Source organism: Cupriavidus malaysiensis (assembly GCF_001854325.1).
Taxonomy (GTDB): Bacteria; Pseudomonadota; Gammaproteobacteria; order Burkholderiales; family Burkholderiaceae; genus Cupriavidus; species Cupriavidus malaysiensis.
This window is the reverse complement of the sequence record NZ_CP017755.1, coordinates 1676113-1701375: the sequence shown is the minus strand read 5'-3', so window position 1 is coordinate 1701375 and position 25263 is coordinate 1676113. Positions and strand designations below refer to the sequence as shown.

General features: G+C 65.6%; 13 protein-coding genes, 2 tRNA genes and 3 rRNA genes. 9 read left to right on the top strand and 9 right to left on the bottom strand.

Going from position 1 to position 25263, the window contains the following annotated elements; all coding sequences use genetic code 11:
• The first annotated feature begins 67 nt into the window (after positions 1 to 67).
• From BKK80_RS27050 to BKK80_RS27040, 3 genes are read left to right on the top strand one after another with little or no spacing between them, the layout of a single operon-like run.
• Positions 68 to 766, top strand: a complete 699-nt coding sequence (locus tag BKK80_RS27050; protein WP_071020232.1) for a response regulator transcription factor — start codon at positions 68 to 70, stop codon at positions 764 to 766.
• Entirely contained in the window at positions 766 to 2202 is a 1437-nt protein-coding gene (locus tag BKK80_RS27045; protein ID WP_071072034.1) for a sensor histidine kinase, read from the top strand. Before BKK80_RS27050 ends, BKK80_RS27045 begins: the two co-directional genes overlap by 1 nt.
• Positions 2199 to 3287 carry an ABC transporter substrate-binding protein gene (locus BKK80_RS27040; protein ID WP_071072032.1) on the top strand — a complete coding sequence of 363 codons (1089 nt, stop codon included), beginning with the start codon at positions 2199 to 2201 and terminating at the stop codon, positions 3285 to 3287. The genes BKK80_RS27045 and BKK80_RS27040 overlap by 4 nt, the downstream gene beginning before the upstream one ends.
• A 46-nt stretch (positions 3288 to 3333) precedes the next feature.
• On the opposite strand, the gene BKK80_RS27035 is transcribed toward BKK80_RS27040, so the two are convergent.
• Positions 3334 to 3726 (bottom strand): DUF1801 domain-containing protein, encoded by a 393-nt coding sequence (locus tag BKK80_RS27035; RefSeq protein ID WP_071020239.1) that lies wholly within the window; start codon positions 3724 to 3726, stop codon positions 3334 to 3336.
• Between the two features lie 406 nt (positions 3727 to 4132).
• Between BKK80_RS27035 and rpoD the strand changes: the two genes are divergently transcribed.
• From rpoD to BKK80_RS27015, 4 genes are all read left to right on the top strand, one after another.
• Positions 4133 to 6094: an RNA polymerase sigma factor RpoD gene (gene rpoD, locus BKK80_RS27030; RefSeq protein WP_071020241.1), complete on the top strand. Its 1962-nt coding sequence runs from the start codon at positions 4133 to 4135 to the stop codon at positions 6092 to 6094.
• 322 nt (positions 6095 to 6416) lie between these two features.
• A complete protein-coding gene (locus BKK80_RS27025) occupies positions 6417 to 6995 on the top strand; it encodes a DUF2760 domain-containing protein (protein ID WP_071072030.1) in 579 nt (192 codons plus the stop codon).
• Positions 6992 to 8845 (top strand): Hsp70 family protein, encoded by a 1854-nt coding sequence (locus tag BKK80_RS27020; protein ID WP_071072029.1) that lies wholly within the window; start codon positions 6992 to 6994, stop codon positions 8843 to 8845. Before BKK80_RS27025 ends, BKK80_RS27020 begins: the two co-directional genes overlap by 4 nt.
• A gap of 22 nt (positions 8846 to 8867) precedes the next feature.
• On the top strand, positions 8868 to 11639 hold the full coding sequence (locus BKK80_RS27015; RefSeq protein WP_071020248.1) for an Hsp70 family protein: 2772 nt from the start codon (positions 8868 to 8870) through the stop codon (positions 11637 to 11639).
• Positions 11640 to 11969: 330 nt separating this feature from the next.
• On the opposite strand, the gene rrf is transcribed toward BKK80_RS27015, so the two are convergent.
• The 5 genes from rrf to BKK80_RS26990 all read right to left on the bottom strand — a co-directional run bounded on the left by rrf (position 11970) and on the right by BKK80_RS26990 (position 17127).
• Positions 11970 to 12083: ribosomal RNA gene (rrf, locus tag BKK80_RS27010) — 5S ribosomal RNA — on the bottom strand.
• Between the two features lie 122 nt (positions 12084 to 12205).
• Positions 12206 to 15084 (bottom strand): 23S ribosomal RNA (locus BKK80_RS27005).
• A 287-nt stretch (positions 15085 to 15371) separates the two neighbouring features.
• Positions 15372 to 15447: transfer RNA gene (locus BKK80_RS27000), tRNA-Ala, on the bottom strand.
• Positions 15448 to 15457: 10 nt separating this feature from the next.
• Positions 15458 to 15534 (bottom strand) — tRNA-Ile (locus BKK80_RS26995).
• Between the two features lie 61 nt (positions 15535 to 15595).
• A 16S ribosomal RNA gene (locus BKK80_RS26990) occupies positions 15596 to 17127 on the bottom strand.
• Together the 16S, 23S and 5S rRNA genes with 2 tRNA genes alongside form the textbook arrangement of a ribosomal RNA operon.
• A gap of 674 nt (positions 17128 to 17801) precedes the next feature.
• Here BKK80_RS26990 and BKK80_RS26985 point away from each other — a divergent pair.
• Complete coding sequence (locus BKK80_RS26985; protein WP_071072027.1) at positions 17802 to 18698, top strand: 2OG-Fe(II) oxygenase; 897 nt, start codon at positions 17802 to 17804, stop codon at positions 18696 to 18698.
• An 87-nt stretch (positions 18699 to 18785) separates the two neighbouring features.
• Here BKK80_RS26985 and BKK80_RS26980 read toward each other — a convergent pair whose 3' ends face one another.
• The 3 genes from BKK80_RS26980 to BKK80_RS26970 all read right to left on the bottom strand — a co-directional run bounded on the left by BKK80_RS26980 (position 18786) and on the right by BKK80_RS26970 (position 23566).
• Positions 18786 to 19454, bottom strand: coding sequence for a hypothetical protein (locus BKK80_RS26980; protein WP_071072025.1), 669 nt, complete (start codon positions 19452 to 19454; stop codon positions 18786 to 18788).
• 68 nt (positions 19455 to 19522) lie between these two features.
• On the bottom strand, positions 19523 to 20965 hold the full coding sequence (locus BKK80_RS26975; protein WP_236903981.1) for a cytochrome-c peroxidase: 1443 nt from the start codon (positions 20963 to 20965) through the stop codon (positions 19523 to 19525).
• Positions 20966 to 21220: 255 nt separating this feature from the next.
• Entirely contained in the window at positions 21221 to 23566 is a 2346-nt protein-coding gene (locus BKK80_RS26970; RefSeq protein WP_071039952.1) for an alkaline phosphatase family protein, read from the bottom strand.
• Between the two features lie 695 nt (positions 23567 to 24261).
• On the opposite strand from BKK80_RS26970, the gene BKK80_RS26965 reads away from it, so the two are divergent.
• A complete protein-coding gene (locus BKK80_RS26965) occupies positions 24262 to 25197 on the top strand; it encodes an AraC family transcriptional regulator (protein WP_071039951.1) in 936 nt (311 codons plus the stop codon).
• Positions 25198 to 25263: the final 66 nt, after the last annotated feature.

Here is a 25263-nt window from a genome sequence, read left to right as displayed (position 1 = left end):
CCTGTCATCGCCGCGCAGCGGCCGGCTTTCCGGGCCGCCAGCTGGCACCCTGTGCGAAAATCGCGCGATGCGAATTCTGGTGATCGAAGACGACGAGGACCTGGCCGACGCCATCGTGCGGCGGCTGCGCCGCATCGGCCATGCGGTCGACTGGCAGCACGACGGCCTCAGCGCCGACGGCGTGCTGGCCTACGAGGCCTTCGACCTGGTGATCCTGGATATCGGCCTGCCGCGCCTGTCCGGCTTCGAGGTCCTGCAACGGCTGCGCGAGCGCGGTAGCAAGACCCCGGTGCTGGCGCTGACGGCGCGGGTGGATATCGAGGACCGCGTGCACGCGCTCGACACCGGCGCCGACGACTACCTCGCCAAACCCTTCGATTTCCGCGAACTCGAGGCACGCTGCCGCGCCCTGCTGCGCCGGCCTGGCGCGCAGGCCTCCGGCGTGCAGCGCTTCGGCGAGCTGGTCATCGACAGCACGGCGCGCCAGGTGCGGCTGGCGGGGCAGCGCCTGGACCTGCCCAAGCGCGAGTACAGCCTGCTGGAGATCCTGCTGGCGCGCCTCAACGGCACCGTCAGCAAGCAGGAGATCGCCTTCAAGCTGTTCGCCTTCGACGACGACGCCGCGCCCAATGCGATCGAGGTGTACATCGCCCGCCTGCGCCGCAAGCTCGAAGGCTCGCCCCTGCGCATCGAGACCCAGCGCGGTGTCGGCTACCTCCTCAGCGTGCGCGAGGAAGATGCCGGCGGCAGCCAGGAGCCCGCGTGATGCCTGCCGCCGGCGCGGCGCCGCCGGTGCCGCGCCGGACCGGGCTGTCGGTGCGGCGCCGCCTGCTGGCCATGCTGCTGGCCCTGTTCGCACTGGGGCTCGGCGCGCTCTACACCATGGTGCGCGGCTATGCCTACCAGACCGCGAGCATCACCTATGACCAGTTGCTGACGGCCTCGGTGCTGTCGATCACCGACAGCCTGCAGTACGGGCAGCATGGCTGGCAGCTGGACATGCCCTACGCCGCCCTCGCCCTGCTCGAACAGGCGCCGCGCGACCGTGTGTTCTACCGCGTCAGCGCGCGCGACGGCAGCCTGGTCACCGGCTATGCGGACCTGCCCGCGCCGCCGCGCGCGCCGACATCCGAGGCGGCGCGCACGCCGCAGCTGTTCGACGCAGTCTACCAGGGGCAGCCGGTGCGCTTCGCCTGGATGGAGCGGCACGTGGCCGGCCCCGAAAGCGCCGCCGTGGCGCGGGTCCAGGTCGGGCAGACGCGCGAGGCGCACGATGCGCTGGCCCGGCGCATCCTGTGGCACGGCACGCTGGCGCTGGTCGCCTTCGCCGCCGCCGCGCTCGGGCTGGCCTACTGGGGACTGCACCGCTCGCTGGCGCCGATCCGGCGCATCGAGGACGAACTGTCGGCGCGCACGGTGTCCGACCTGCACCCCATCGCGGCGCCGGTGCCCGAGGAACTGGGTAATCTCGTGCACGCGCTGGACGGCTTCATGGCGCGGCTGGAGGAGAACCTGGATACCTTGCACCTGTTCATCGCCGAGACCGCGCACCAGTTGCGCACGCCGCTGGCCGCACTGCGCGCCCAACTGCAGCTGGCGCTGGAGGAAGACGACAGCGACGAACAGCGGCACAGCCTGCAGGCCGTGCTGCGCAATGCCGAGCGGCTGTCGCGCCTGGTCAACCAGCTGCTGAGCGACGCCAGTGTTCTCCACCGCAGCAATGCCCACGACTTCGCGCGCATCGACCTGGCCGAGATCCTGCCGCAAGCCCTGCACGACAGCGTGCCCCAGGCCGAGCCACGGCCCGACGTACGCCTGTACCTCCCGCAGAACGGGGCCGGGGCCGGGCAGGCATGGGTACTGGGCGACAGCCTGATGCTGCGCGAAGCGCTGAAGAACCTGCTCGACAACGCCCTGCGCCACGGCGCCGCCGCGCGCGGCAGGCTCGACGTGCGGCTGGCGCGCGCCGGCAGCGACTGGCAGGTCACGATCTCCGACCAGGGGCCGGGCCTTCCGCCGCAGCTGGAAGATTCGGTGTTCGAGCGCTTCGTGCGCGGGCCCGGCCCGCGCACGGCCGGCGCCGGCCTGGGCCTGTCGATCGCCAAGCGGGTGGCGGACAGCCACCAGGGCCGCCTGACCCTGCGCAACCGCCCGCAGGGCGGGCTGGATGCCATCCTGACCCTGCCGGCCCTGCCATCATGAACGCCCGTCCCTTCCCTCTTCCTGCCGGGCGGCCGCGGCGCCGGCATGCCCTGGCGGTCATCGCGGCGCTGTTCTGGAGCGCCGGCTGCGGCGCGGCGGATTTCGAGACCGCGGTGCTGGGACCGCGCGATGCCGCCGACGTGCTGGTGGTGCAGGGCTCCACCAGCCTGCGCGTATTCCGTGGCGTGCTGGAAGACTTCGGGCGGCGCAACCCCGCTTTGCGCCTGGTCTATACCGAACTGCCCACGCAGGAACTGTATGCGCGCCAGGCCGCTCCCGGCGGCCGGCCTGGCCCCGCCGATATGCCGCGCGCCGATCTCGTCGTCAGCAGCAGCATGGATCTGCAGACCAAGCTGGTCAACGACGGCCGCGCCCTGCCGCACATCTCGGCGCAGACACGCGACCTGCCGGCCTGGGCCAACTGGCGCGACGAGGTCTTCAGCATCGCGGTCGAGGCGCTGGTCATGGTCTACGATCCGCGCCAGCTGGGCCCAGGCCAGGTGCCGCGCAGCCGCCGCGAACTGTTGTCGCGGCTGCAGGACCCGGCGCAGCCGCTGGCGGGCCGCCTGGCCACCTACGACGTGCGGCGCAGCGGCATCGGCTATCTTGCCGCGACCCAGGACGCACGCCTGGACAGCATGGCCGGTGCCCTGCTGGCCGCCTTCGGACGCAGCAACGTCATCGTCAGCGACTCGTCCGACGACATGCTGGACCTGCTGGCCCAAGGCAAGGCGGCAATGGCCTACAACGTGCTCGATTCCTATGCGCAGAAGCGTATCGACCGCGGCACCCCGCTGCGCATCGTCTACCCGGACGACTACACGCTGGTGCTGTCCCACGCGGCCCTGATCCCCCGCCAGGCCAGGCGCCCCGACCTGGCCGCGCGCTTCCTGGACTACCTGCTGTCAAGGGAAGGCCAGGCGGTGATCGCCAGCGAGTCGGGCATGCGGCCCGTGCGCAGCGGTGCGGCCCCGGTGCCGCGCGCGCGGCCGGTCGGCCTGGGCGTCGGCCTGCTGGTCTACCAGGATCCCTTGAAGAAGGCGCATTTCCTGGACCTGTGGCGGGCGGCGCTGCGGCTGGACTGATTCCACGCCGGCCCGCCGGTTCAGGAAGCCGTCGACAGCCGCTGCCTCATGCCTTGGACCGGTTCAGCGCCACGGCTGCCCGGATCAAATCCCTGAGGGCCGCCTCGTCGATCGGCCCGCCCTCGTGGAAATCGATCGCACGCCGTGTATTGCCTTCGAGACTGGCGTTGAAAAGACCGGCCGGATCGGCCAGCGACGCGCCCTTGGCAAAGGTCATCTTGACCACGCGCTGGTAGGTCTCGCCGGTACAGAGGATGCCGTGGTGCGACCACACGGGCACGCCTCGCCACTTCCACTCTTCCACCACGCCGGGATCGGCCTCCTTGACCAGGCGGCGCAGGTGGGCGAGCATCTCGCCCCGCCAGTCGCCCAATTGCTGTATCCTCGCGTCGATCTGCTCGGATGCAGACGGATGGTCGTTCGCTTCCTTCGTCTTCATGGCTGACTTCCCCCCCGGGGCTGGCCTGCCACTACTATATAGGGATACCCGCCCGTGCTCGCTATATAGTGTCGGTAGTACCGGCATTCGCGCGGCGGCCCGGCGTTGCGCCAAGGACCGGGCAATGCGCAACTGGCATTGAAAGTGCGCCCTGCTGCCCCCAGATGAAGGCTCAGGGCGATCCTTGTCGTGTGTACTTCCTGCGACGGGACGTGCTGCGACGCAGCGGGGGCTGTAGAATACGGGCCCCGGCCGAAAATCCCACTCGCCCCGAGTGCGGGGCGCGGGCACAGCGATTCCCTACGCGGATCCCCATTACAACGAATCCCGGCGGCAGCCCAGACCGCGCACCTGTCAGTGCGCGCTGCCGCCAGGACAAGCGACTGAGCAAGGAAAAAGACGGTAAATGACGAGCGGCGCACAACGAACGGCGGCCAGAACAGGACAGGCTGGGGCCAGCAAGGGCCTCGATGGAACCGGCGCGGGGGGCACGGCACGGCCCGATCCCACGCTGGATGCCGCTGAACGCAGCCTGCAGTTGCGCGCGCTGATCCAGTTGGGCAAGCAGCGAGGCTACCTCACCCACGCCGATATCAGCGACCACCTCCAGGAAAACTTCGCCGACACCGCGGCGATGGAGGGCATCGTAGCCACCTTCGCCGAAATGGGCGTCAAGATCTACGAGCAGACCCCCGACGCCGAGACGCTCCTGCTCAGCGACAACGCGGTGGTCGTGGCCGATGACCAGGCCGACGAAGAAGCCGAGGTCGCGCTCTCGACGGTGGACTCCGAGTTCGGCCGTACGACCGACCCGGTGCGCATGTACATGCGCGAGATGAGCTCGGCGACGCTGCTGACGCGCAAGCAGGAAGTCGAGATCGCCAAGCGCATCGAAGACGGCCTGGCCGACATGATCCATGCGATCTCGGCGTGTCCCTCGACCATCGCTACCATCCTCGACCTGTCGGCCAAGGTGTCCGCCGAGGAAATGGGCATCGATGACCTGGTGGATGGCCTGAGCGACGAAAGCGTGGCCGAGGCCGCCGTGGGTGCCGCCGTCGACAGCGCCGACACGGCCGACAGCGAGGAACGCGCCGACGATGAGGACGGGGACGCCGACGACAGCGACGACGACGACAGCTCCGGCCAGAGCGCGGAGTCCGACCTGCGCCAGCTGCGCGACGAGTGCCTGACGCGCTTCGGCCGTGTTGCCGAGCACTTCGCGCGCATGCGCGAGGACGCCGGCGCCAGCGCAGCCGCCTCGGCCCGCGATGCCGTGCGCGAAGAACTGCGGGCGATCCGCTTCACCGCACGCACCATCGAGCGGCTGTGCGCCGACATCCAGGGCATGGTCGACGACGTGCGCGTGGTCGAGCGCCAGGTGCTCCAGTTGCTGGTCGAGCGCTGCGGCATGCCGCGCGAAGATGTCATCGCCCGCTTCCCCGGCAATGAGACCAATCTTGCCTGGGGCAAGTCGCTGGTCGCCGACGCGCGCCCGTACAGCAACGCCGTGGCGCGCGCGCTGCCTGACCTGGAGTCGTACCAGCAGAAGCTGATCGACATCCAGTCCCGCGCCGCCCTGCCGCTGCCCGAGCTGAAGGCCGTCAACCGCAGGATGCTGGCCGCCGAGCGGCAGATGCGCCAGGCCAAGCACGAGATGACCCAGGCCAACCTGCGCCTGGTGATCTCGATCGCCAAGAAGTACACCAACCGCGGCCTGCAGTTCCTCGACCTGATCCAGGAAGGCAATATCGGCCTGATGAAGGCGGTGGACAAGTTCGAGTACCGCCGCGGCTGGAAATTCTCCACCTACGCGACCTGGTGGGTGCGCCAGGCCGTCACGCGCGCCATCGCCGACCAGGCCCGCTCGATCCGCGTGCCGGTGCACATGATCGAGCAGATCAACAAGCTCAACCGCTTCGCGCGGGAGATCATGCAGCGCACCGGCAAGGAAGCCGATCCGGCGGAACTGGCCGAGCGCATGGAAATGACCGAGGAGAAGGTCCGCTCGATCCTGCGCATCGCCAAGGAACCGATCTCGATGGAGACGCCGGTCGGCGAGGATGGCGACACCAACCTCGGCGACATGATCGCCGACTCGGACACGGCCACGCCGGCCGATGCCGCCATGCAGGCCAGCCTGCGCGAAGTGGTGCGGGAACTGCTCGATGAGCTCTCGCCGCGCGAGGCCAAGGTGCTGCGCATGCGCTTCGGCATCGACATGGCGACCGACTACACGCTGGAAGAAGTCGGCAAGCAGTTCGACGTCACCCGCGAGCGCATCCGGCAGATCGAAAGCAAGGCGATGAAGAAGCTGCGCCACCCCAGCCGCGCAGACCAGCTGATCACCTATCTGCGGGAAAATTGAGGCGCCACAGGCACCCGCCAAGCGCCGGCCACCGTGCCGGCCGGCCCTCCAGGCCGCCACCCGCCCGGCACCAGGACCGGGCTCCGGTGTGAGCGGACCGGCCGCGGCCGCCAGGCCCGCCCTCCGGCAAGCGCTCCCGGCAAGCGGAACCGGAGCCGGGCTCCTTGCCCGCCTGCGTTCAGGCACAATCCCGAGCGGAATTGCATCGACCGAAGGCGGGCGCGCCGGCATGGCGCCGCGGCCCGCGGGACCGCCAGGCCCTCGCGCCTGGTTCGTGCCGCCCTGGCGGCGGGCCCCATGACAGAGCACACAGGAGTATTCGATGACTGATTCGAACCCATCCTTCCTCGGCAGGATCTCGCTGGCCGTAGGGACCTTCTTCCGCATCCTCGGCGACCGCGAGTTCGCGCGCGGCGTGGTGCGTATCCGTGACGGCGTGCCGGCGGCGCCCGCAGCCGCGGCAGCAACTCCGGCCCCCGCTCCGGCGCCTGCCCCGGCCCCGACTCCTGTGCTGAAGGAAGCGAGTCCCGCCGCCGCCCTGCAACTGCTGGGCCTGCTGCAACGCGACGCGCGCCTGGTCGACTTCGTCGAAGAGGACATCGCCGGATATTCCGATGCCGAGATCGGCGCCGCCGCCCGCGTCGTGCACGAAGGATGCCGCGCGGTGCTGCGCGAGCATTTCACCATCCGGCCGGTACGCGCGGAGGCCGAAGGCAGCCGCGTGACATTGCCCGAAGGCTTCGACGCCACCGCCGTACGCCTGACCGGCAACGTGGTGGGCAGCGCGCCCTTCCACGGCAGCCTCAGCCACCGCGGCTGGATGGTCGAAGAGGTGCGCCTGCCGCGCCTGGCCGAGCGCCATGACGCCAGCGTGATCGCCCCCGCCGAGGTCGAGCTATGAGCGAGCCGCGCTATGCCATCGGTATCGACCTGGGGACGACCCACAGCGCCGTTTCCTACGTCGACCGCAGCGCCAGCGATGGCGAGACGACCCGCCTCGGCGTGCTGCCGGTCACGCAGCTGACCGCGCCGGGCGCCATCGAAGAGCGTGACCTGCTGCCCTCCTTCCTCTACCTGCCGCATGCCAGCGAACTCGCGCCGGGCGACCTGGCGCTGCCGTGGAACACCGGGCGCGACTTCGCCGTGGGCGAGATGGCACGCAGCCGCGGCGCGGCCACGCCGATCCGGCTGGTGTCGAGCGCGAAGAGCTGGCTGTGCCACCCGGGCGTGGACCGCCGCGCGCCGATCCTGCCTAGCGATGCCCCGCCCGAGGTGCAGCGCGTCTCGCCGCTCGAAGCCTCGGTGCGCTATCTCACGCACCTGCGCGAAGCCTGGGACCACGCCCACCCCGAGGCGCCGCTCGCCGAGCAGGACGTCACCGTGACCATCCCCGCCTCCTTCGACCCGGCCGCGCGCGAGTTGACCGCGGCGGCGGCCGCGGCAGCAGGCTTCGCCCGCCTGACCCTGCTCGAGGAGCCCCAGGCGGCGCTCTACAGCTGGATCCAGAAGAGCGGCGGACACTGGCGCAAGCAGGTCAAGGTCGGCGACATCATCCTGGTGGTGGACGTCGGCGGCGGCACCACAGACCTGTCCCTGATCGCCGTGGTCGAGCGCGACGGCAATCTCGAACTGCACCGTGTGGCCGTGGGCGAGCACATCCTGCTCGGCGGCGACAACATGGACCTGGCGCTCGCCCACGTGGTCGCGCGCAAACTGGCGGCGCAGGGCACCCAGGCCGATCCGTGGCAGTTGCGCGCGCTCACCTATGCCTGCCGCGCTGCCAAGGAAACGCTGCTCACGCAGCCGGACGTCGACGCCGTGCCGCTGGTCGTGCCCAGCCGGGGCGCCAAGCTGATCGGCGGCTCGATCCGCACTGAACTGACCCGCACCGAGCTGACGCAGATCATCCTGGAAGGCTTCTTCCCACAGGTGGATGCCTCGGCGCGCCCGCTCAACCGCGCGCGCGCCGGCCTCACCCAGCTCGGCCTGCCCTACGCGCAGGATGCCGCCGTCACGCGCCACCTGGCCGCCTTCCTCGGCCGCCAGGTGGCGGCGCTCGGCGAGCTCGACGGCGTGGCGGCCGCGCAGCCTGCCGGCGCGACCTTCCTGCACCCGACCGCCGTGCTGTTCAACGGCGGCGTGTTCAAGTCCGGCCTGCTGGCCGAACGCGTCATGCAGACGCTCAACGGCTGGCTGGCCGCGGAAGGCGCGGCCCCGGCCCGCCTGCTCGACGGCGCGGAACTGGATCTCGCCGTCGCGCGCGGCGCGGCTTACTACGGTTACGTGCGCGGCGGCAAGGGCGTGCGCATCCGTGGCGGCACCGCCCGCTCCTATTACATCGCCATCGAATCGTCGATGCCCGCCGTACCCGGCTTCGAGCCGCCGCTGCAGGCACTCTGCGTGGCCCCGTTCGGCATGGAGGAAGGCAGCGAAGCGGCCTTGCCGGCGCAGGAGTTCGGCCTGGTGGTAGGCGAGCCCGTGCACTTCCGCTTCTTCGGTTCCTCGGTGCGCCGCCAGGACCAGGTCGGTACCCTGCTCGATTTCTGGGGCCCGGAGGAACTGCAGGAACTCGAGGAGATCCAGGCGACGCTGCCTGCCGACGGGCGCACGCCCGGCGACGTGGTTCCGGTCAGGCTGCATGCGCGCGTGACCGAAACCGGCACGCTCGAACTGGAAGCCGTACCCCGCGGCGGCGGTGAACGCTGGAAGGTCGAGTTCGACGTGCGCGGCAACGCGCATGCCAAAGCCTGACCCGGCACCGGGCCCGCTAGCGATGGCGCAGTACATCGTCGGCATCGACCTCGGCACCAGCAACACGGTGGTCGCCTATGCCAGCGCGGACTCCGACGAGATCCACGTGCTGGGCATCGACCAGCTGGTCGGCCTCGGCGAAGTGGCGGCCCCACCGCTGCTGCCATCCGTGCGCTACCACGCCGCACCCGGCGAACTGAGCGGCGACGACCTGCAACTGCCCTGGCAGAGCGCCGCCAGCGCGGCCGCACGGCGCACCGTGGTCGGCCGCCTCGCGGCTTCGCTGGGGGCACAGGTGCCCGGCCGGCTGGTGGCCAGCGCCAAGAGCTGGCTGTCGCACGCCTCGGTCGACCGTACCGCGCCCATCCTGCCCTGGGGCGCCGACGAGGAAGTCGGCAAGATCTCGCCGGTGGCGGCCAGCGCCAGCTACCTCGGCCATGTGTGCGCGGCCTGGAACCATCGTTTTCCCGAAGCCAGGCTCGAAGACCAGGACGTGGTGCTGACGGTGCCCGCGTCCTTCGACGAAGGCGCCCGCGCCCTGACGCTGGAGGCAGCGCGCCTGGCCGGCCTGCCCTCCGTGCGCCTGCTCGAAGAGCCGCAGGCCGCGCTCTACGACTGGCTGTTCCGGCACCGCCTGACGCTCGACAAGGACCTGGCGCAAACGCGCCTGGTGCTGATCTGTGACGTCGGCGGCGGTACCACTGACCTCACGCTGATCCGCGTCGAGATGGCCGATGGCCAGCCGCAACTGACCCGCATCGGCGTGGGCAACCACCTGATGCTCGGCGGGGACAATATGGACCTCGCCCTGGCGCACCTGGTCGAGCAGCGGCTCGGGCCCGCGCCGGCGCGGCTGTCAGCCAGCGGCCTGTCCCAACTCGTCGCGCGCTGCCGCGTCGCCAAGGAAGAATTGCTCGGCGCGCAGCCGCCCGCCTCGGTGGCGGTGACGCTGCTGGGTGCGGGATCGCGGCTGATCGGCGGCGCACGCTCCGTCGAAGTATCGCGGCAGGAGATCGAGCAGCTCGTCGTCGACGGCTTCTTTCCCCGCTCCGGGCCGGAGGAACGTCCGGCACGCGCTCGGGGGGCCATCGTCGAATTCGGCCTGCCCTATGCAGCCGACCCCGCCGTTACGCGGCACGTCGCGGCCTTCCTGGGCCAGCACGCAGCGCAGTCGCGCGCGGCGCTGGACATGCCCGCGCAGGGCACCGGCCTGCCGATGCCCGATACCTTGCTCCTCAACGGCGGCGTATTCCGCTCCGAGGCGCTGGCGGGACGCCTCGCCGAGGTCCTGGGCAATTGGCGCGGCGCGGCGCTCAATGTCCTGCACAACGACAGCACCGATCTCGCCGTCGCGCGTGGCGCGGTGGCCTATGCGCGCGCGCGCAGCGGCCAGGCACCACGTATCGGCGGCGGTTCTCCGCGCAGCTATTTTCTCGTGCTCGATGACCCGGGCAGCGGCCAGCAGGGGATCTGCCTGCTGCCGAAGGGGACCGAAGAAGGCCAGGAAGTCCATCTGTCGGAACGGATCTTCGCCTTGCGGCTCGGCCATCCGGTGCAATTCCACCTGGCCTCCTCGGTCGCCGACACGGTCTACCAGCCGGGAGAACTGACCGACCTCGCCAGCGGCGACTTCGTGCGCCTGCCGCCGATCGCCACCGTGGTGCAAGCCCGTGGCGCGAGCAGCGCGCGGGAAACCCAGGTGCAGCTCAGCACCTCGCTCACCGAAGTCGGCACGCTGGAAGTCCATTGCAGCGAGGTGGCGGATGCCACGCGACGCTGGCGTCTCGAATTCCAGCTCCGTGGCAACGAAACCCCTTCGCCCACGTCGGTCGCGGAGGCGGCACACCCCGCCTTGCCGCAGGCGATCGAGGCCATCGACCGCACTTTCGGCGCGCGCGCCCAGGACGTCGGCCCCAAGGAGGTCAAGGGCCTGCGCGGCCAGCTCGAGCACCTGCTCGGCACGCGCGTGCAATGGGACAGCGCCTTGCTGCGCGAACTGTTCGGCGCCTTCTGGGAGCGCGCCAAGCGACGGCGGCGCAGTGCCGACCACGAGCGACTGTGGCTGAACCTGATCGGCTACTGCGTGCGCCCGGGATTCGGCTACCCGCTCGACGAATGGCGTGTGGAACAGCTGTGGACGCTCTACGAACAGGGCATCCAGTACGTCAACGAAAGCCAGAACTGGTCGGAATGGTGGACGCTATGGCGCCGCGCGGCCGGTGGCCTGGACGAGAACGCCCAACTGCGCGTGCTGGACGAGCTGGCCTTCTACCTGCAACCGTCGGGTAGCGGCCTGTACAAGCGGCCCGCCGGTCCGGCGAGAATGGGCTATGCCGACATGGTGCGGCTGGCCGGCTCGCTCGAGCAGGTCCCCGCCGAACGCAAGATCGAAGTGGCTGGATGGCTGCTGGCGCGGCTGCGCAAGCCGTCGGAGAACATCCAGAGCTGGTGGGCGGTGGGTCGTCTCGGCGCCCGCCGGCCGTTCTATGGCAGCGCGCACCACGTGGTACCGGCCGAGATTGCCGTCACCTGGGTCGAAGCCATCCTGGCACTCGACTGGAAAAAGGTGGAACCCGCCGCCTTCGCCGCCGCGCAGATCGCACGCATGAGCGGCGACCGCAGCCGCGACCTGCCCGAAGAGATCCGCGCTACCGTGGTGCAAAGGCTGGCGGCCGCCAGTGCGCCGCAAAGCTGGATTGCCATGGTCCACGAGGCAGTGGATCTCGACGTCGCGGACGAAGGGCGGGTATTCGGCGAGGCCCTGCCCGCCGGACTGAAGCTGATCGCCCGCTGAACCCCGGGCGTTGCGCAGGGGTCCTGTGCGCAACGCCCGCCGGCCAGGCGTTGCTGTCCCTGCTTCCCCCCTTGATGCACCCTGATCAGCCCTTGCTTGCACCTGGTTGCCAGGTTCTTCTCCAGGTCTCATCCCGCTCTTCCTCGTTTCCGCGGCGAATCCGCGGCAGGTTTCCGCTCGGCGGGTTTCAGTCCGCAGGACTTTCCCATGACCTGCTCGAACGCTCCACCGGGAGCGATCACTCCGGCGCGCCGCACGCTGGCATTCCGGCCGCCGCAAAGACAAAACCCCTCGCAGCGTTTGCTGTCGAGGGGTTTTGCGGGAGGGAGAGCCTGGCGATGACCTACTTTCACACGGGTAGTCCGCACTATCATCGGCGCAAAGTCGTTTCACGGTCCTGTTCGGGATGGGAAGGGGTGGTTCCGACTCGCTATGGTCACCAGGCATAAGGGGTTGCTGCGCCGGGGTTGAGCCGTCGCAGCGAATAGGGATGTAGTCTTGGTTGTGAGGTATCGGCACCGTTCTGGGCACACGCGATACGTCAACCAGTGAAACACACTGGTTATAGGATCAAGCCTTACGGGCAATTAGTACTGGTTAGCTTAACGCATTACTGCGCTTCCACACCCAGCCTATCAACGTCCTGGTCTCGAACGACCCTTCAAGGAGGTCAAGCCTCCAGGGAATCCTCATCTTCAGGCGAGTTTCCCGCTTAGATGCTTTCAGCGGTTATCTCTTCCGTACATAGCTACCCTGCGATGCCTCTGGCGAGACAACAGGTACACCAGCGGTACGTCCACTCCGGTCCTCTCGTACTAGGAGCAGCCCCCGTCAAGATTCCAACGCCCACGGCAGATAGGGACCAAACTGTCTCACGACGTTTTAAACCCAGCTCACGTACCTCTTTAAATGGCGAACAGCCATACCCTTGGGACCGGCTACAGCCCCAGGATGAGATGAGCCGACATCGAGGTGCCAAACACCGCCGTCGATATGAACTCTTGGGCGGTATCAGCCTGTTATCCCCAGAGTACCTTTTATCCGTTGAGCGATGGCCCTTCCATACAGAACCACCGGATCACTATGTCCTGCTTTCGCACCTGCTCGACTTGTCGGTCTCGCAGTTAAGCACGCTTTTGCCATTGCACTTTAGGTACGATGTCCGACCGTACCAAGCGTACCTTCGAACTCCTCCGTTACACTTTGGGAGGAGACCGCCCCAGTCAAACTGCCTACCATGCACTGTCCCCGACCCGGATTCACGGGCCAAGGTTAGAACCTCAAACAAACCAGGGTGGTATTTCAAGGACGGCTCCACCGGAACTAGCGTCCCGGTTTCAAAGCCTCCCACCTATCCTACACAGATCGGTTCAAAGTCCAATGCAAAGCTACAGTAAAGGTTCATGGGGTCTTTCCGTCTAGCCGCGGGGAGATTGCATCATCACAAACACTTCAACTTCGCTGAGTCTCGGGAGGAGACAGTGTGGCCATCGTTACGCCATTCGTGCAGGTCGGAACTTACCCGACAAGGAATTTCGCTACCTTAGGACCGTTATAGTTACGGCCGCCGTTTACCGGGACTTCAATCAAGAGCTTGCACCCCATCATTTAATCTTCCGGCACCGGGCAGGCGTCACACCCTATACGTCCACTTTCGTGTTTGCAGAGTGCTGTGTTTTTATTAAACAGTCGCAGCCACCAGTTTATTGCAACCCCTTCACCCTTCTGGCGCAGGCCAGTCAAGCTACCAGGGCGTACCTTATCCCGAAGTTACGGTACCAATTTGCCGAGTTCCTTCTCCCGAGTTCTCTCAAGCGCCTTAGAATACTCATCTCGCCCACCTGTGTCGGTTTGCGGTACGGTCTCGTATGACTGAAGCTTAGAGGCTTTTCTTGGAACCACTTCCGATTGCTTCGCGACACATGGTCGCTCGCCCCACAGCCTTGAATCCTGCGCCCGGATTTGCCTAAGCGCCTTCTCCACTGCAGGGACCGGGACTTCCAACACCCGGACAACCTTCCGCGATCCGTCCCCCCATCGCATCATACGACGGTGCAGGAATATTAACCTGCTTCCCATCAGCTACGCATCTCTGCCTCGCCTTAGGGGCCGACTCACCCTACGCCGATGAACGTTGCGTAGGAAACCTTGGGCTTACGGCGAGGGGGCCTTTCACCCCCTTTATCGCTACTCATGTCAGCATTCGCACTTCTGATACCTCCAGCATCCTTTACAAGACACCTTCACAGGCTTACAGAACGCTCTCCTACCACGCGCTTACGCGCGTCCGCAGCTTCGGTGACTGGCTTAGCCCCGTTACATCTTCCGCGCAGGACGACTCGATCAGTGAGCTATTACGCTTTCTTTAAAGGGTGGCTGCTTCTAAGCCAACCTCCTGACTGTTTTAGCCTTCCCACTTCGTTTCCCACTTAGCCAATCTTTGGGACCTTAGCTGGCGGTCTGGGTTGTTTCCCTCTTGACACCGGACGTTAGCACCCGATGTCTGTCTCCCGTGATTGCACTCTTCGGTATTCGGAGTTTGCTATGGCGGGGTAATCAGCAATAGACCCCCCAACCATGACAGTGCTCTACCCCCGAAGGTGAGACACGAGGCACTACCTAAATAGTTTTCGGAGAGAACCAGCTATTTCCAGATTTGTTTAGCCTTTCACCCCTATCCACAGCTCATCCCCTAGTTTTTCAACACTAGTGGGTTCGGTCCTCCAGTACGTGTTACCGCACCTTCAACCTGGCCATGGATAGATCATCTGGTTTCGGGTCTACACCCAGCGACTGAACGCCCTGTTCGGACTCGCTTTCGCTACGCCTGCCCTAATCGGTTAAGCTTGCCACTGAATGTAAGTCGCTGACCCATTATACAAAAGGTACGCCGTCACCCGTCTCCAGGCTCCGACTGTTTGTATGCATGCGGTTTCAGGATCTATTTCACTCCCCTCCCGGGGTTCTTTTCGCCTTTCCCTCACGGTACTGGTTCACTATCGGTCGATCACGAGTATTTAGCCTTGGAGGATGGTCCCCCCATCTTCAGACAGGATTTCACGTGTCCCGCCCTACTTGTCGTACACCTAGTTCCACAACGCTGTTTTCGCATACAGGGCTATCACCTGCTATGGCCGGGCTTTCCATCCCGTTCTGCTAACAATGCTGCTAAAGAGTACAAGGCTCTTCCCATTTCGTTCGCCACTACTCTGGGAATCTCGGTTGATTTCTGTTCCTGCAGCTACTTAGATGTTTCAGTTCGCCGCGTTCGCTTCCCTTGCCTATGTATTCAGCAAGGGATGACCCATACGGGCCGGGTTTCCCCATTCGGACATCTCCGGATCAAAGCTCGTTTGCCAGCTCCCCGAAGCTTTTCGCAGGCTACCGCGTCCTTCATCGCCTGTGATCGCCAAGGCATCCACCACATGCACTTGTTCGCTTGACCCTATAACGAGTGTGTCTCAAGCTCGCGCTTGAAACGCTCATTACAGGTTGAGTTCTCGCATTTGTGCCGTATTCCAAGTCATCTTTCGATCACTTAAATACTTTGGTTGATACAATCACAACCCGGTATCACGTTAAACTACTGCGCGTCTCATCAACACGCCGTGACACCTTTACTACATCCCATATTGTTAAAGAACAGCCGATGCTTTCGCATCGCTTGGCCAACGCCAAATGCAAGCGCTCAACGCTAAGCGCTTGCATTTGGCTTGTCCAACCCAAGGTCGATGGTGGAGGATGACGGGATCGAACCGACGACCCCCTGCTTGCAAAGCAGGTGCTCTCCCAGCTGAGCTAATCCCCCTCGGATAACTTGGTGGGTCTGGTAGGACTTGAACCTACGACCCCCGCCTTATCAAGACGGTGCTCTAACCACCTGAGCTACAGACCCTTGGCTGTAACAGCAAACAGACCGATAAGTGTGAACGCTTCACTTGGGAAGCACGCTCTGGAAAGGAGGTGATCCAGCCGCACCTTCCGGTACGGCTACCTTGTTACGACTTCACCCCAGTCATGAACCCTGCCGTGGTAATCGCCCTCCTTGCGGTTAGGCTAACTACTTCTGGCAAAACCCACTCCCATGGTGTGACGGGCGGTGTGTACAAGACCCGGGAACGTATTCACCGCGGCATGCTGATCCGCGATTACTAGCGATTCCAGCTTCACGTAGTCGAGTTGCAGACTACGATCCGGACTACGATGCGTTTTCTGGGATTAGCTCCCCCTCGCGGGTTGGCAACCCTCTGTACGCACCATTGTATGACGTGTGAAGCCCTACCCATAAGGGCCATGAGGACTTGACGTCATCCCCACCTTCCTCCGGTTTGTCACCGGCAGTCTCTCTAGAGTGCCCTTTCGTAGCAACTAGAGACAAGGGTTGCGCTCGTTGCGGGACTTAACCCAACATCTCACGACACGAGCTGACGACAGCCATGCAGCACCTGTGTCCACTTTCCCTTTCGGGCACCTGATGCATCTCTGCTTCGTTAGTGGCATGTCAAGGGTAGGTAAGGTTTTTCGCGTTGCATCGAATTAATCCACATCATCCACCGCTTGTGCGGGTCCCCGTCAATTCCTTTGAGTTTTAATCTTGCGACCGTACTCCCCAGGCGGTCAACTTCACGCGTTAGCTTCGTTACTGAAGAAATGAATCCCCAACAACTAGTTGACATCGTTTAGGGCGTGGACTACCAGGGTATCTAATCCTGTTTGCTCCCCACGCTTTCGTGCATGAGCGTCAGTCACGTCCCAGGGGGCTGCCTTCGCCATCGGTATTCCTCCACATCTCTACGCATTTCACTGCTACACGTGGAATTCTACCCCCCTCTGACGCACTCTAGCCTTGCAGTCACAAGCGCCATTCCCAGGTTGAGCCCGGGGATTTCACGCCTGTCTTACAAAACCGCCTGCGCACGCTTTACGCCCAGTAATTCCGATTAACGCTCGCACCCTACGTATTACCGCGGCTGCTGGCACGTAGTTAGCCGGTGCTTATTCTTCCGGTACCGTCATCCCTCCGGGGTATTAGCCCAAAGGATTTCTTTCCGGACAAAAGTGCTTTACAACCCGAAGGCCTTCTTCACACACGCGGCATTGCTGGATCAGGGTTGCCCCCATTGTCCAAAATTCCCCACTGCTGCCTCCCGTAGGAGTCTGGGCCGTGTCTCAGTCCCAGTGTGGCTGATCGTCCTCTCAGACCAGCTACTGATCGTCGCCTTGGTGAGCCTTTACCTCACCAACTAGCTAATCAGACATCGGCCGCTCCTATTGCGCGAGGCCTTACGGTCCCCCGCTTTCACCCTCAGGTCGTATGCGGTATTAGCTAATCTTTCGACTAGTTATCCCCCACAACAGGGCACGTTCCGATGTATTACTCACCCGTTCGCCACTCGCCGCCAGACCGAAGTCCGCGCTGCCGTTCGACTTGCATGTGTAAGGCATGCCGCCAGCGTTCAATCTGAGCCAGGATCAAACTCTTCAGTTCAATCTCTGTGTGGTTCCGCGCAGTTGCCTGCGCAAACCTCGCTCTTTCGAGCGGTCGCTCACTCTCAGAAAACTGACTGGCTCCGTCCGAAGACGAAACCAAACATGTTTACTGTGCGAGCACTGATAACTTGTAAGCTAGAAGACCGAGGTCTTCCGCTTCCCGCATCAAGCGCCCACACTTATCGGCTGTTTGTTTGTTAAAGAACTCACGCGATTCGCTTTGCTTACCGCGCCGCTGCGTTGTCAGCAGCAGAGAAACGAGATTATGAACAACTTTCTGCGTTTCGTCAACAGGCTCGAAGCATCTTTTTCGCTTCGGTCAGTCGCGCTTTGCAGCACTACCCACCACCCTGCCAACCCCGCAACCCGCGTCGCTGCTGGCTTTGCCGCTGCGCTTCGTGTTGCGAGGGGGCGAATACTAATACCTCGCAGCGAAACTTGCAAGGTCTTTCCTAAACTGATCAGAAGCGTCCGATTAATCACTTATCGCTGACGCCCGATCCCTGCCTATTAGATAGAGCCGATAGAGCCCTGCCCACGTTCCGAGCCACCGCGACCGCAGCCGTCCCCATGGCGGGGCGCGTCACCTTCGCCCTGTCATACATCTGACCCGGGACAGCGCCACAATCGGTATTTTGCCCGGCCTGCCGCTACGCTCGCCGGCTGCCCGCGATGTCCATCACCGTCAATTTCGCGCCCGAGGTCAGGGACTGGATCGCCCACAACCTCAGGCGCGGCGTCGAACCGCAGGCTCTTATCCAGGAACTGGTCAACCGCAACGCCAAGCCCGAACTGGCACAGGCGATGGTCGGCGCCGTCGCGTCCGCGCTGGCGCATGGCGGCCCGATGCCGGGCGACACGCTGGAGATCGACGCAGACGACGCGCCCTACCGCCTCGAGCCCCTGCGCGTGCCGGAAGGCGCCCGCTTTCGCCTGGGCGAGCGCGAGGTCCGCGTATTGGCACGGCTGCAGCGCCCGGCGGGCGTACTGATGTCGGGCCTGTTGAGCACCGCCGAATGCGAGGCGCTGATTGCCCTGGCCCGCCCGCGCCTGCGCCGCTCGACCGTGGTCGACCCGGTGACCGGCCGCGATATCGTGGCCGGTCATCGCAGCAGCGACGGCATGTTCTTCCTGCCACGCGAGACCCCGCTGATCGCTGCCCTCGAAGACCGCGTCGCCAAGCTGACCGGCATCCCGGCGGAAAACGGTGAGGGCTTGCAAATGCTGCACTACAGTGCGGGCGCCGAGTCCACCCCGCATGTCGATTACCTGCAGCCGGGCAACGAGGCGAACCGGGAATCGATCGCGCGCAGCGGCCAGCGCGTGGGCACCTTGCTGATGTACCTGAACGACGTGCCCGGCGGCGGGGAGACGGTCTTCCCCCAGATCGGCTATGCGGTCGTGCCGCAGCAAGGCCAGTCCTTCTATTTCGAATACGGCAACCGATTCGGGCAAAGCGACCCGCTGTCGCTGCACGCCGCTGCGCCGGTCACGGCCGGCGAGAAATGGGTGGCCACCAAGTGGATCCGCTCGCGCCGCTTCGTGCCGCGCGGTGCCGCCCAGGACTGACAGGCGCGGCGGGCCGCTCGCCAACCCTTGTCGTGCGGTCCGGGATCCGGGCCTGCCAGCGGCAAGGGCCGGCCCGTTCCCAGCTGCTCAGCGCTGGAAGAACTCCTCGGCCACCCAGCCATCCTGGGTCAGCCTCACGCCGGCGCGCAACTGCATCGTGCCAGCGCCTTCGATCACGCGCTGGACCATCGGAAACACCCGCCGCACGTCGGCGTCCTGGGTCCATGCCGCGGGCTCGACCTTGTACGTATACAGCACCGAGGTCTTGGTTTCGCCATCGCGTTGCTGGGGCGGCTCCCAGCCGACCACCTTGTCGAGCGTCAGCTTGGCCACGCAGAAGTCCGCCGAATGGGTGACCTGCCTGGCGGCCGTGGCGATCACCACCGGCACGTGCAGATAGTATTTCTGCCCTTCGGCGGTCAGGTCATATTGGCGCGCCTGCGCCGTGATCCTTTCACCGTCCTCGCCCTTGCGCTCGACCGTGACGCTCTTGCCTGCCACCAGGCCCAGCTTTTCCAGCACCGGCATCTGTTGCGCGTCGCGGGTACGCGCGGCCTCGTCATCGGTCGTGACATAGATCGGCCAGTCGAACTTGCCGACGCAGAGATTGCCGCGCCTGGCCAGGTAGTCATTGATGGTCTTGGTGAAATTCTCCTGGCTGACTGCCGCCTTGTCATGGCAGGCGGCCAGCAGGGCCGCGGCGATCAGGGACAGGGCGCCGCAGGCGTAGCGGGCGGCATGGAAGCGTCGGGTCATGGTAGGCGTGATTGCGGAATCGGGTGAAATCGTCGGTAGCGGCATGGGTCGGCGGCGCGCGCTCAATCTCAATTGACGCAGGTGCCGCTGGTCGGCGGCGTCGCGGGCGCCTGGTAGCCGTCGCTCAGGGTGTTGAGGAAGCAGATCAGGTCCGAGATGTCCTGTTCGGTCATGGCCGGGGTATCGCCGGGCAGGCGCGGCTGCGTGCCGCTGCCTAGCGTATTGCTGCCGCCCTTGCCGGTGCCCATCGGCACCTCCTCGTCGACATTGCCCTGGTAGGTGGCAGGCAGGTCGTTGAACTTCTGCGGCGTGGCGCCCGGCAACGTCTGCGTGAACAAGGCATAGCCGGGATTGGCGGTCGGCGAGCCGCTGCCGCCCGTGCTCGGATACCAGTACTCCGGATGCGTGTCGCGCGTGTTGTAGAAATGCACGACCTGTTGCAGCGAGTGCAGCACGCCATTGTGGAAAAACGCCGTGCGCGAGGCGATGTTGCGCAGCGTGGGCACCTTGAACAAGCCGCAGAAGGCGCTCGCGCTGCCCGCCGGGCTGGGCGTGTGGTCGGTCCGCTCAGGACCGCACAAACCCAGGTCGAAGTAGCTGCTGTCGCTGTTCTTCGGAATCGGCGACGGATTGCCCGGGATCGAGTTGTCGTTGCGCGGCACGCCGAGCGCCTGGTAGGTGAAGTCCGTCATCAGGCCGCGCGTGCCGTTGAAATTGGCACCGGAGTAATGGCAGGCGAAGCAGTTGCCGGTGTCGTTGAACACCGCCAGCCCGCGCAGCTCCGCGGCGGTCAGCGTGCCGCCGATCTTGTTGCCGAGGTAGAGGTCGAATTTGCTGCTGTACGGGTGGAAACTCGGCTCTTCCATCTGGAAGGCCTGCAGGGCCTGGCCGATGCTGGCGAAGGCGGCCGCGGTGTCGCTGAAGGCGGACGCACCGAAGGCCTGCGTGAACAGCGCGGCATAGCTGCCCTTCTGTACCGCGGTGACCACGGCGGCCTGGGAAGTGTTGTTCATCTCGACCGGGTTCAGCAGCGGCAGCGCCGCCTGGCTGGCGAGGGAGTCGGCGCGGCCGTCCCACATGAAACCGCCGCCGGGCGCACTCAGCGTGACGCCGTCCGGGTTGGAAGCGCTGTCGCTATAGGCCGGCGTGGCCTCCTTGTAGCGCAGCGACGGCACGGCGCGCAGGCCGGACCGGGTGGGATCCGAGCCGAGCTGCACGGCCAGGCTGTTGGGCGGGCCGTAGGCGTAGGCCGGATCGTGGCAGCTGGCGCACGACATGTTCTGGCCGCCCGACAGGGTCTTGTCGAAGAACACCTTCTGCCCGACCTGGGCCGCCAGGCTCAAGGGGGTGCCCGTCGACGAGGTTCCACCGCCCGGCGAGGACGAAGATCCGCCCCCCGGGGAGGCGGAAGCGCTGCCGGAGGCGGCGCCATCTCCACCGTCGCCGCCGCAGGCAGCAAGCAACAGCGGCAGGACCAGCACTCCCAGCCTGACGGCACGTGGCATTTCCATGGGGATTTCCCTCTGCTTGATGGCACTTCCGCGCACGCGCTCCATGCCGCGGAGCCGGCACGCCGGAAGAAATGCAATGCGAGACCGATCGTGATAACGGGCCGCCGGTCAATGCGGCCCGCCGTAACGGCATGGCACCTGCCTCCGGCGCGGGACTACCCGGGGGGTAGTCCCACTGAGGCAAGGCCATTCTTCGTACTTCTTCTTGCTTCTTGGCGCTTCTTTTTTCTTCTTAGCGCTTCTTGTCGCCGCAGCTTACTTCGACAGCGCCCAGGCGTTGGCCTGAGTGGCGTCCGGACCGACCTGGGCGGTCGCCAGCGAGGTGCCGGTGACATCGCCGGGGTTCAGGCGCTGCGAGTACGTCTTGGGAATCACGTAGGCGTGGTTCATCGGACGGACCGAGTCGAAGTGCGTATCCGCGCTACCAGCGAACTCAGGCAGGACCAGGATGTTCTGCGCGATGAACGATTCGGTGTACTTGGCGCGGGCCAGGTAGGTCGACGGCGTCTGCGGGTCGGCGATCTGGAACATGTCCTGCAGCGTGCGCACGAAGGAGAAGTGGCTGTACGCGTCGCTGTCGACGATACCCTTGGGCGCGTTCGGCTGATTGGTCAGCACGCCGAAGATCGAGTTGCCGTGGCCGATATTGCCCTTGTTGTAGTTGGTCACCGGGGTGGCCACCGCCGCCCACTTGCCGCTCGAATCCTGCTGGATCGGCTGGGGGGCGCCGCTGCTGCCGGTGGCATTCCAACCGCAGCAGGAGGTGCTGCTGCCGGCGCCTTCGTCGAACATCACCACGATCGCCACGCGGCGCAGCGGGTTCTTCCACAGCGGCGAGGACTGGATCTTGGTGACCAGCTGCTGCACGTAGGCATCGCCGCGCAGGATCAGGTTGGTACCCGAGCAGGACGCATCCGAGCCCACGCCGTGCATGTCATCGCACTGGTCGGGCATGACGAAGTTCAGGTTGCCCACGTCGCCCTTGGCCAGGTCGGTGCCGAGCTGGTCGTAGTTGTAGCCGGTCGGGATGGTGTAGGCGGTCGACTTGGCCCAGTCCGTGGCGGAGTACTGCGAGCCGCCCACGGTGCGGTTGTTGGCCATGAACTCCGGCAGGTTGCGCGTGCTCTGGTAGGCCATGCCCGGGTGGTGCTTGGTCTTGTAGAGGCCTTTAGGCACCGCGTAGTTGGCGGTGCCGGGGCCGCCCGCGCCGGTGTAGGTATCCGTCACCGCGGCGTCCGCGATGCTGTCGGCGCGCGGATCCTGGCCCGGGTTCATCGACTCGCTGTAGGTGCGCCAGGTCATGCCGGCCTGCGACAGCAGCGTGAACAGGCTCGGGGCCGAGACGTTGTGGTTCGCCGTGGAACCGACGCTGCAGCCGACCGAGCCATAGTTCGACAGGTGGTTCGAGTCGAGCGGCGGCGTGGCGGCCAGCGCAGGCAGCGGCTGGCCGTCGGATGCGGTACCACCGGCGAACGCCGCATCGGTCGGCGCGTTGCTGGTAGCGCTGCCCGGCGCGCCCGCGCCGCAGCCCCACCAGGCGTCGTCGGTGATGCCCCAGTCATCGCCACCGCCCAGCGCCGTGTAGTTCGGCTCGCTCGGGTTGCCGGTGGCGTAGTAGGTGCTGAACTGGTTGCCGCTGCTCAGGAGGTTGTTGATGTTGGGCGCGGAAGCGGAGCCGAGGATGGTGTTCGTGCTCTTGTTCTCCATCATGATGACGAAGATATTGTCGTAGCGCGGCACGCCCTCGACGTTGAAGGCAGCCTGCTGCGCCTGCGCGAAGGTGATGGTCTGCTGTGCCGTCGACGGCGTCACCGCGGTCGCCGTGCTCACCTTGCCGGCCGAGGCCAGGGCGGGCAGCGAGGGGTCGCCACCGGCCACCGCGAGGTTGTCGGGGTACATGTCGCCGCGGTCGAACTTGGTCGTCGCGTAGGTGTAGCGTTGTACGAGCTGGTTGTCCTCGAACAGCAGCGCCTGCTGCGCCGCGCCCGACAGCTTGTTGGCGTCGGCCAGCGCATCGGCGCCGCTGACCGTCACCGATGCCGTGCCCAGCGCCGGACCGCTCAGGCGGGCGGCGAGGTTGGCCTTCTCGGTGGCATAGCTGGTGTTGTTCGCCTCGACCAGGCGCTGCACCTCGCTCGACATCGGGCTGATGACGACGCCGGTGGCACCCTGGTCCGCCACCTGCGCCGCCGAGGCGCGCAGGATCAGGTGGCTGGAGACTGCCTTGCCGGCGGCGGTATTGGTGGCCGAAGTCGGGATATCCGCCACCAGTTGGCCGGAAGCGCTGCTCTGCAGGCTGAAGCGGCCGTTGGCGTCGGTCTTGGCCGAGGCTTCGCCGCTGTCGCACTTGCCGTTGCTGTTGGCGTCCACGCAAACGGTGGCGCCGGCATAGTAGCCGGGCTGGATGGTCGGATTGCCCGTGGTGCTGCCGGGAACGTAGGCGGTGGCCAGGACCACGCCGCCATACGTCGTCGCGGCGCTGGTGGTACCGCCGGTGCTGCTGGAACTGCCGTCACCATTGCCGCCGCATGCAGCCAGCAGGCAGGCGCTCGCGATCGACGTCAGCAATACCGCCGACTGTCGTGCTTGGCTCCACTCCATTTCCCACTCCTTGAGGACATCGCTTCTGAAAATGCCAGATTTGCCAAAATCAGCAAACGGCGTTGAGTTCGGCGGCGAAGTCTAGTTTTGAGAAATGACGTTTCCGTGACTTCCTTAGTATTTCAGTTTCAAACCCGAAAAGATGACATTACAGAGAACCAATGTCTCATGTGAAAGCATGCCTCCATGTCTGCACCAGCAGCCAGCGCCCATGCAAATATCGGTCAAAATTCATCAATACCCACACTATTCAGCCGAAAACATGCCGATCAGCGCGCCCCAGCCGCATAAAACCATAAACAATGCAATACATTAATACCTTCACAACCGAACATCATTGTATTAATGTCCTGCCTACAATTCCAGCCGCTCGTTTCTCAGCTCACGGAAAATCCGGGAGATTATTTTCCCGCCCTTTTTGCTCCGCCCTCGCGATCACCAGACGACAGGCATGCGAGCGACCTCTCGGCTGGCTGGATGACGGCGGCGCTCCCATCGGCGGCACACAACGCATGCAGAACGCTTCCTGACGGCTGCAAAGGCACCCGTACCGCCGCGTCGCTGCCGGCATCCACGGCATACGCCCCGGGGCCCGCCGCATATCGACATGACAACTCCTTCCTTCGCGGCACCGCCGGCATCCGCTAGCCTGTAGCGCCCCTCGTCCCGGGCGCGGTGCTCCCGCAAGCAATGTCATGCAGCATGTCGACAGAATCATCCACTGGGTCCTGAGCAGCCTGGCTCTCGAAACTTCGGTCTTCCATCTCGGCCAGTACTGCGGGCAATGGCGCGCTTCGCTGGCCGGCCGCGCTCGCGCCGGCTACCACCTGGTGTTGCACGGGCAATGCTGGTTGCACGTGCCGGGCCGCCAGGCACCGCTGCGGCTGAGTGCCGGCGACGCCGTCTTCTTCCTGCGTGACATCCCCCACCACCTGGGCCCTTCCGACGACGCGGCGGCCTGCCTGCCGGTGGCGGTCATGCAGCCGCTGGGCGTCCCGCTCGCGGGTGGAACCGGGCTGGCATGCGGGTTCTTCGACTTTCGCGCCGGCATGGCCGAGGCCCTGCTCGCCCCCTTCCCCGACTATCTGGTCCTGCCGGCGGACGCTCCGGCCGCCCCCGGCATCCGCGCGCTGTTCGAGTTGATCGAGCAGGAAGCCCGCCACAGCGGCGCGGAAGCCTCGCCGCTGGTGGCGCGCCTGGTCGAGCTGCTGTTCTTCTACGTGATCCGCGCGCTGTCCGCGCGCGAGGAAGTGGCCCGCGGCCTGTGGCCGATGCTGCGCAGCGCCGAGTTTTCGGCGCTGGTGCTGGAGTTGATCCGCCATCCCGAACGCGACTGGTCGATCGAGGCCATGGCGGCACGCGTGCACATGTCGCGCGCCACCTTCTGCAAACGCTTCGCCGCCGCCTGCGGCGAGCCGCCGGCGACCTTCCTGCAGTTGCTGCGCATGAAAATCGCCACGCGCTTGCTGGACGATGGGGCTGCCATCGCCCAGGTGGCGGAACGGGTCGGCTACCGCTCGGAATCCGCCTTCGCCAAGGCGTTTCTCCGGGCCACCGGGCTGCAACCGGGAGCCTGGCGGCGACGGGCACAGGCCTCCACCACGGCCTCGCTCGCCGCCACGCAGATGTAGACGAACGCGCAGGAATTGGCGACGCGCGCGCATGGTGCCGCTGGCCTGCGCACGCGACACTGGGCG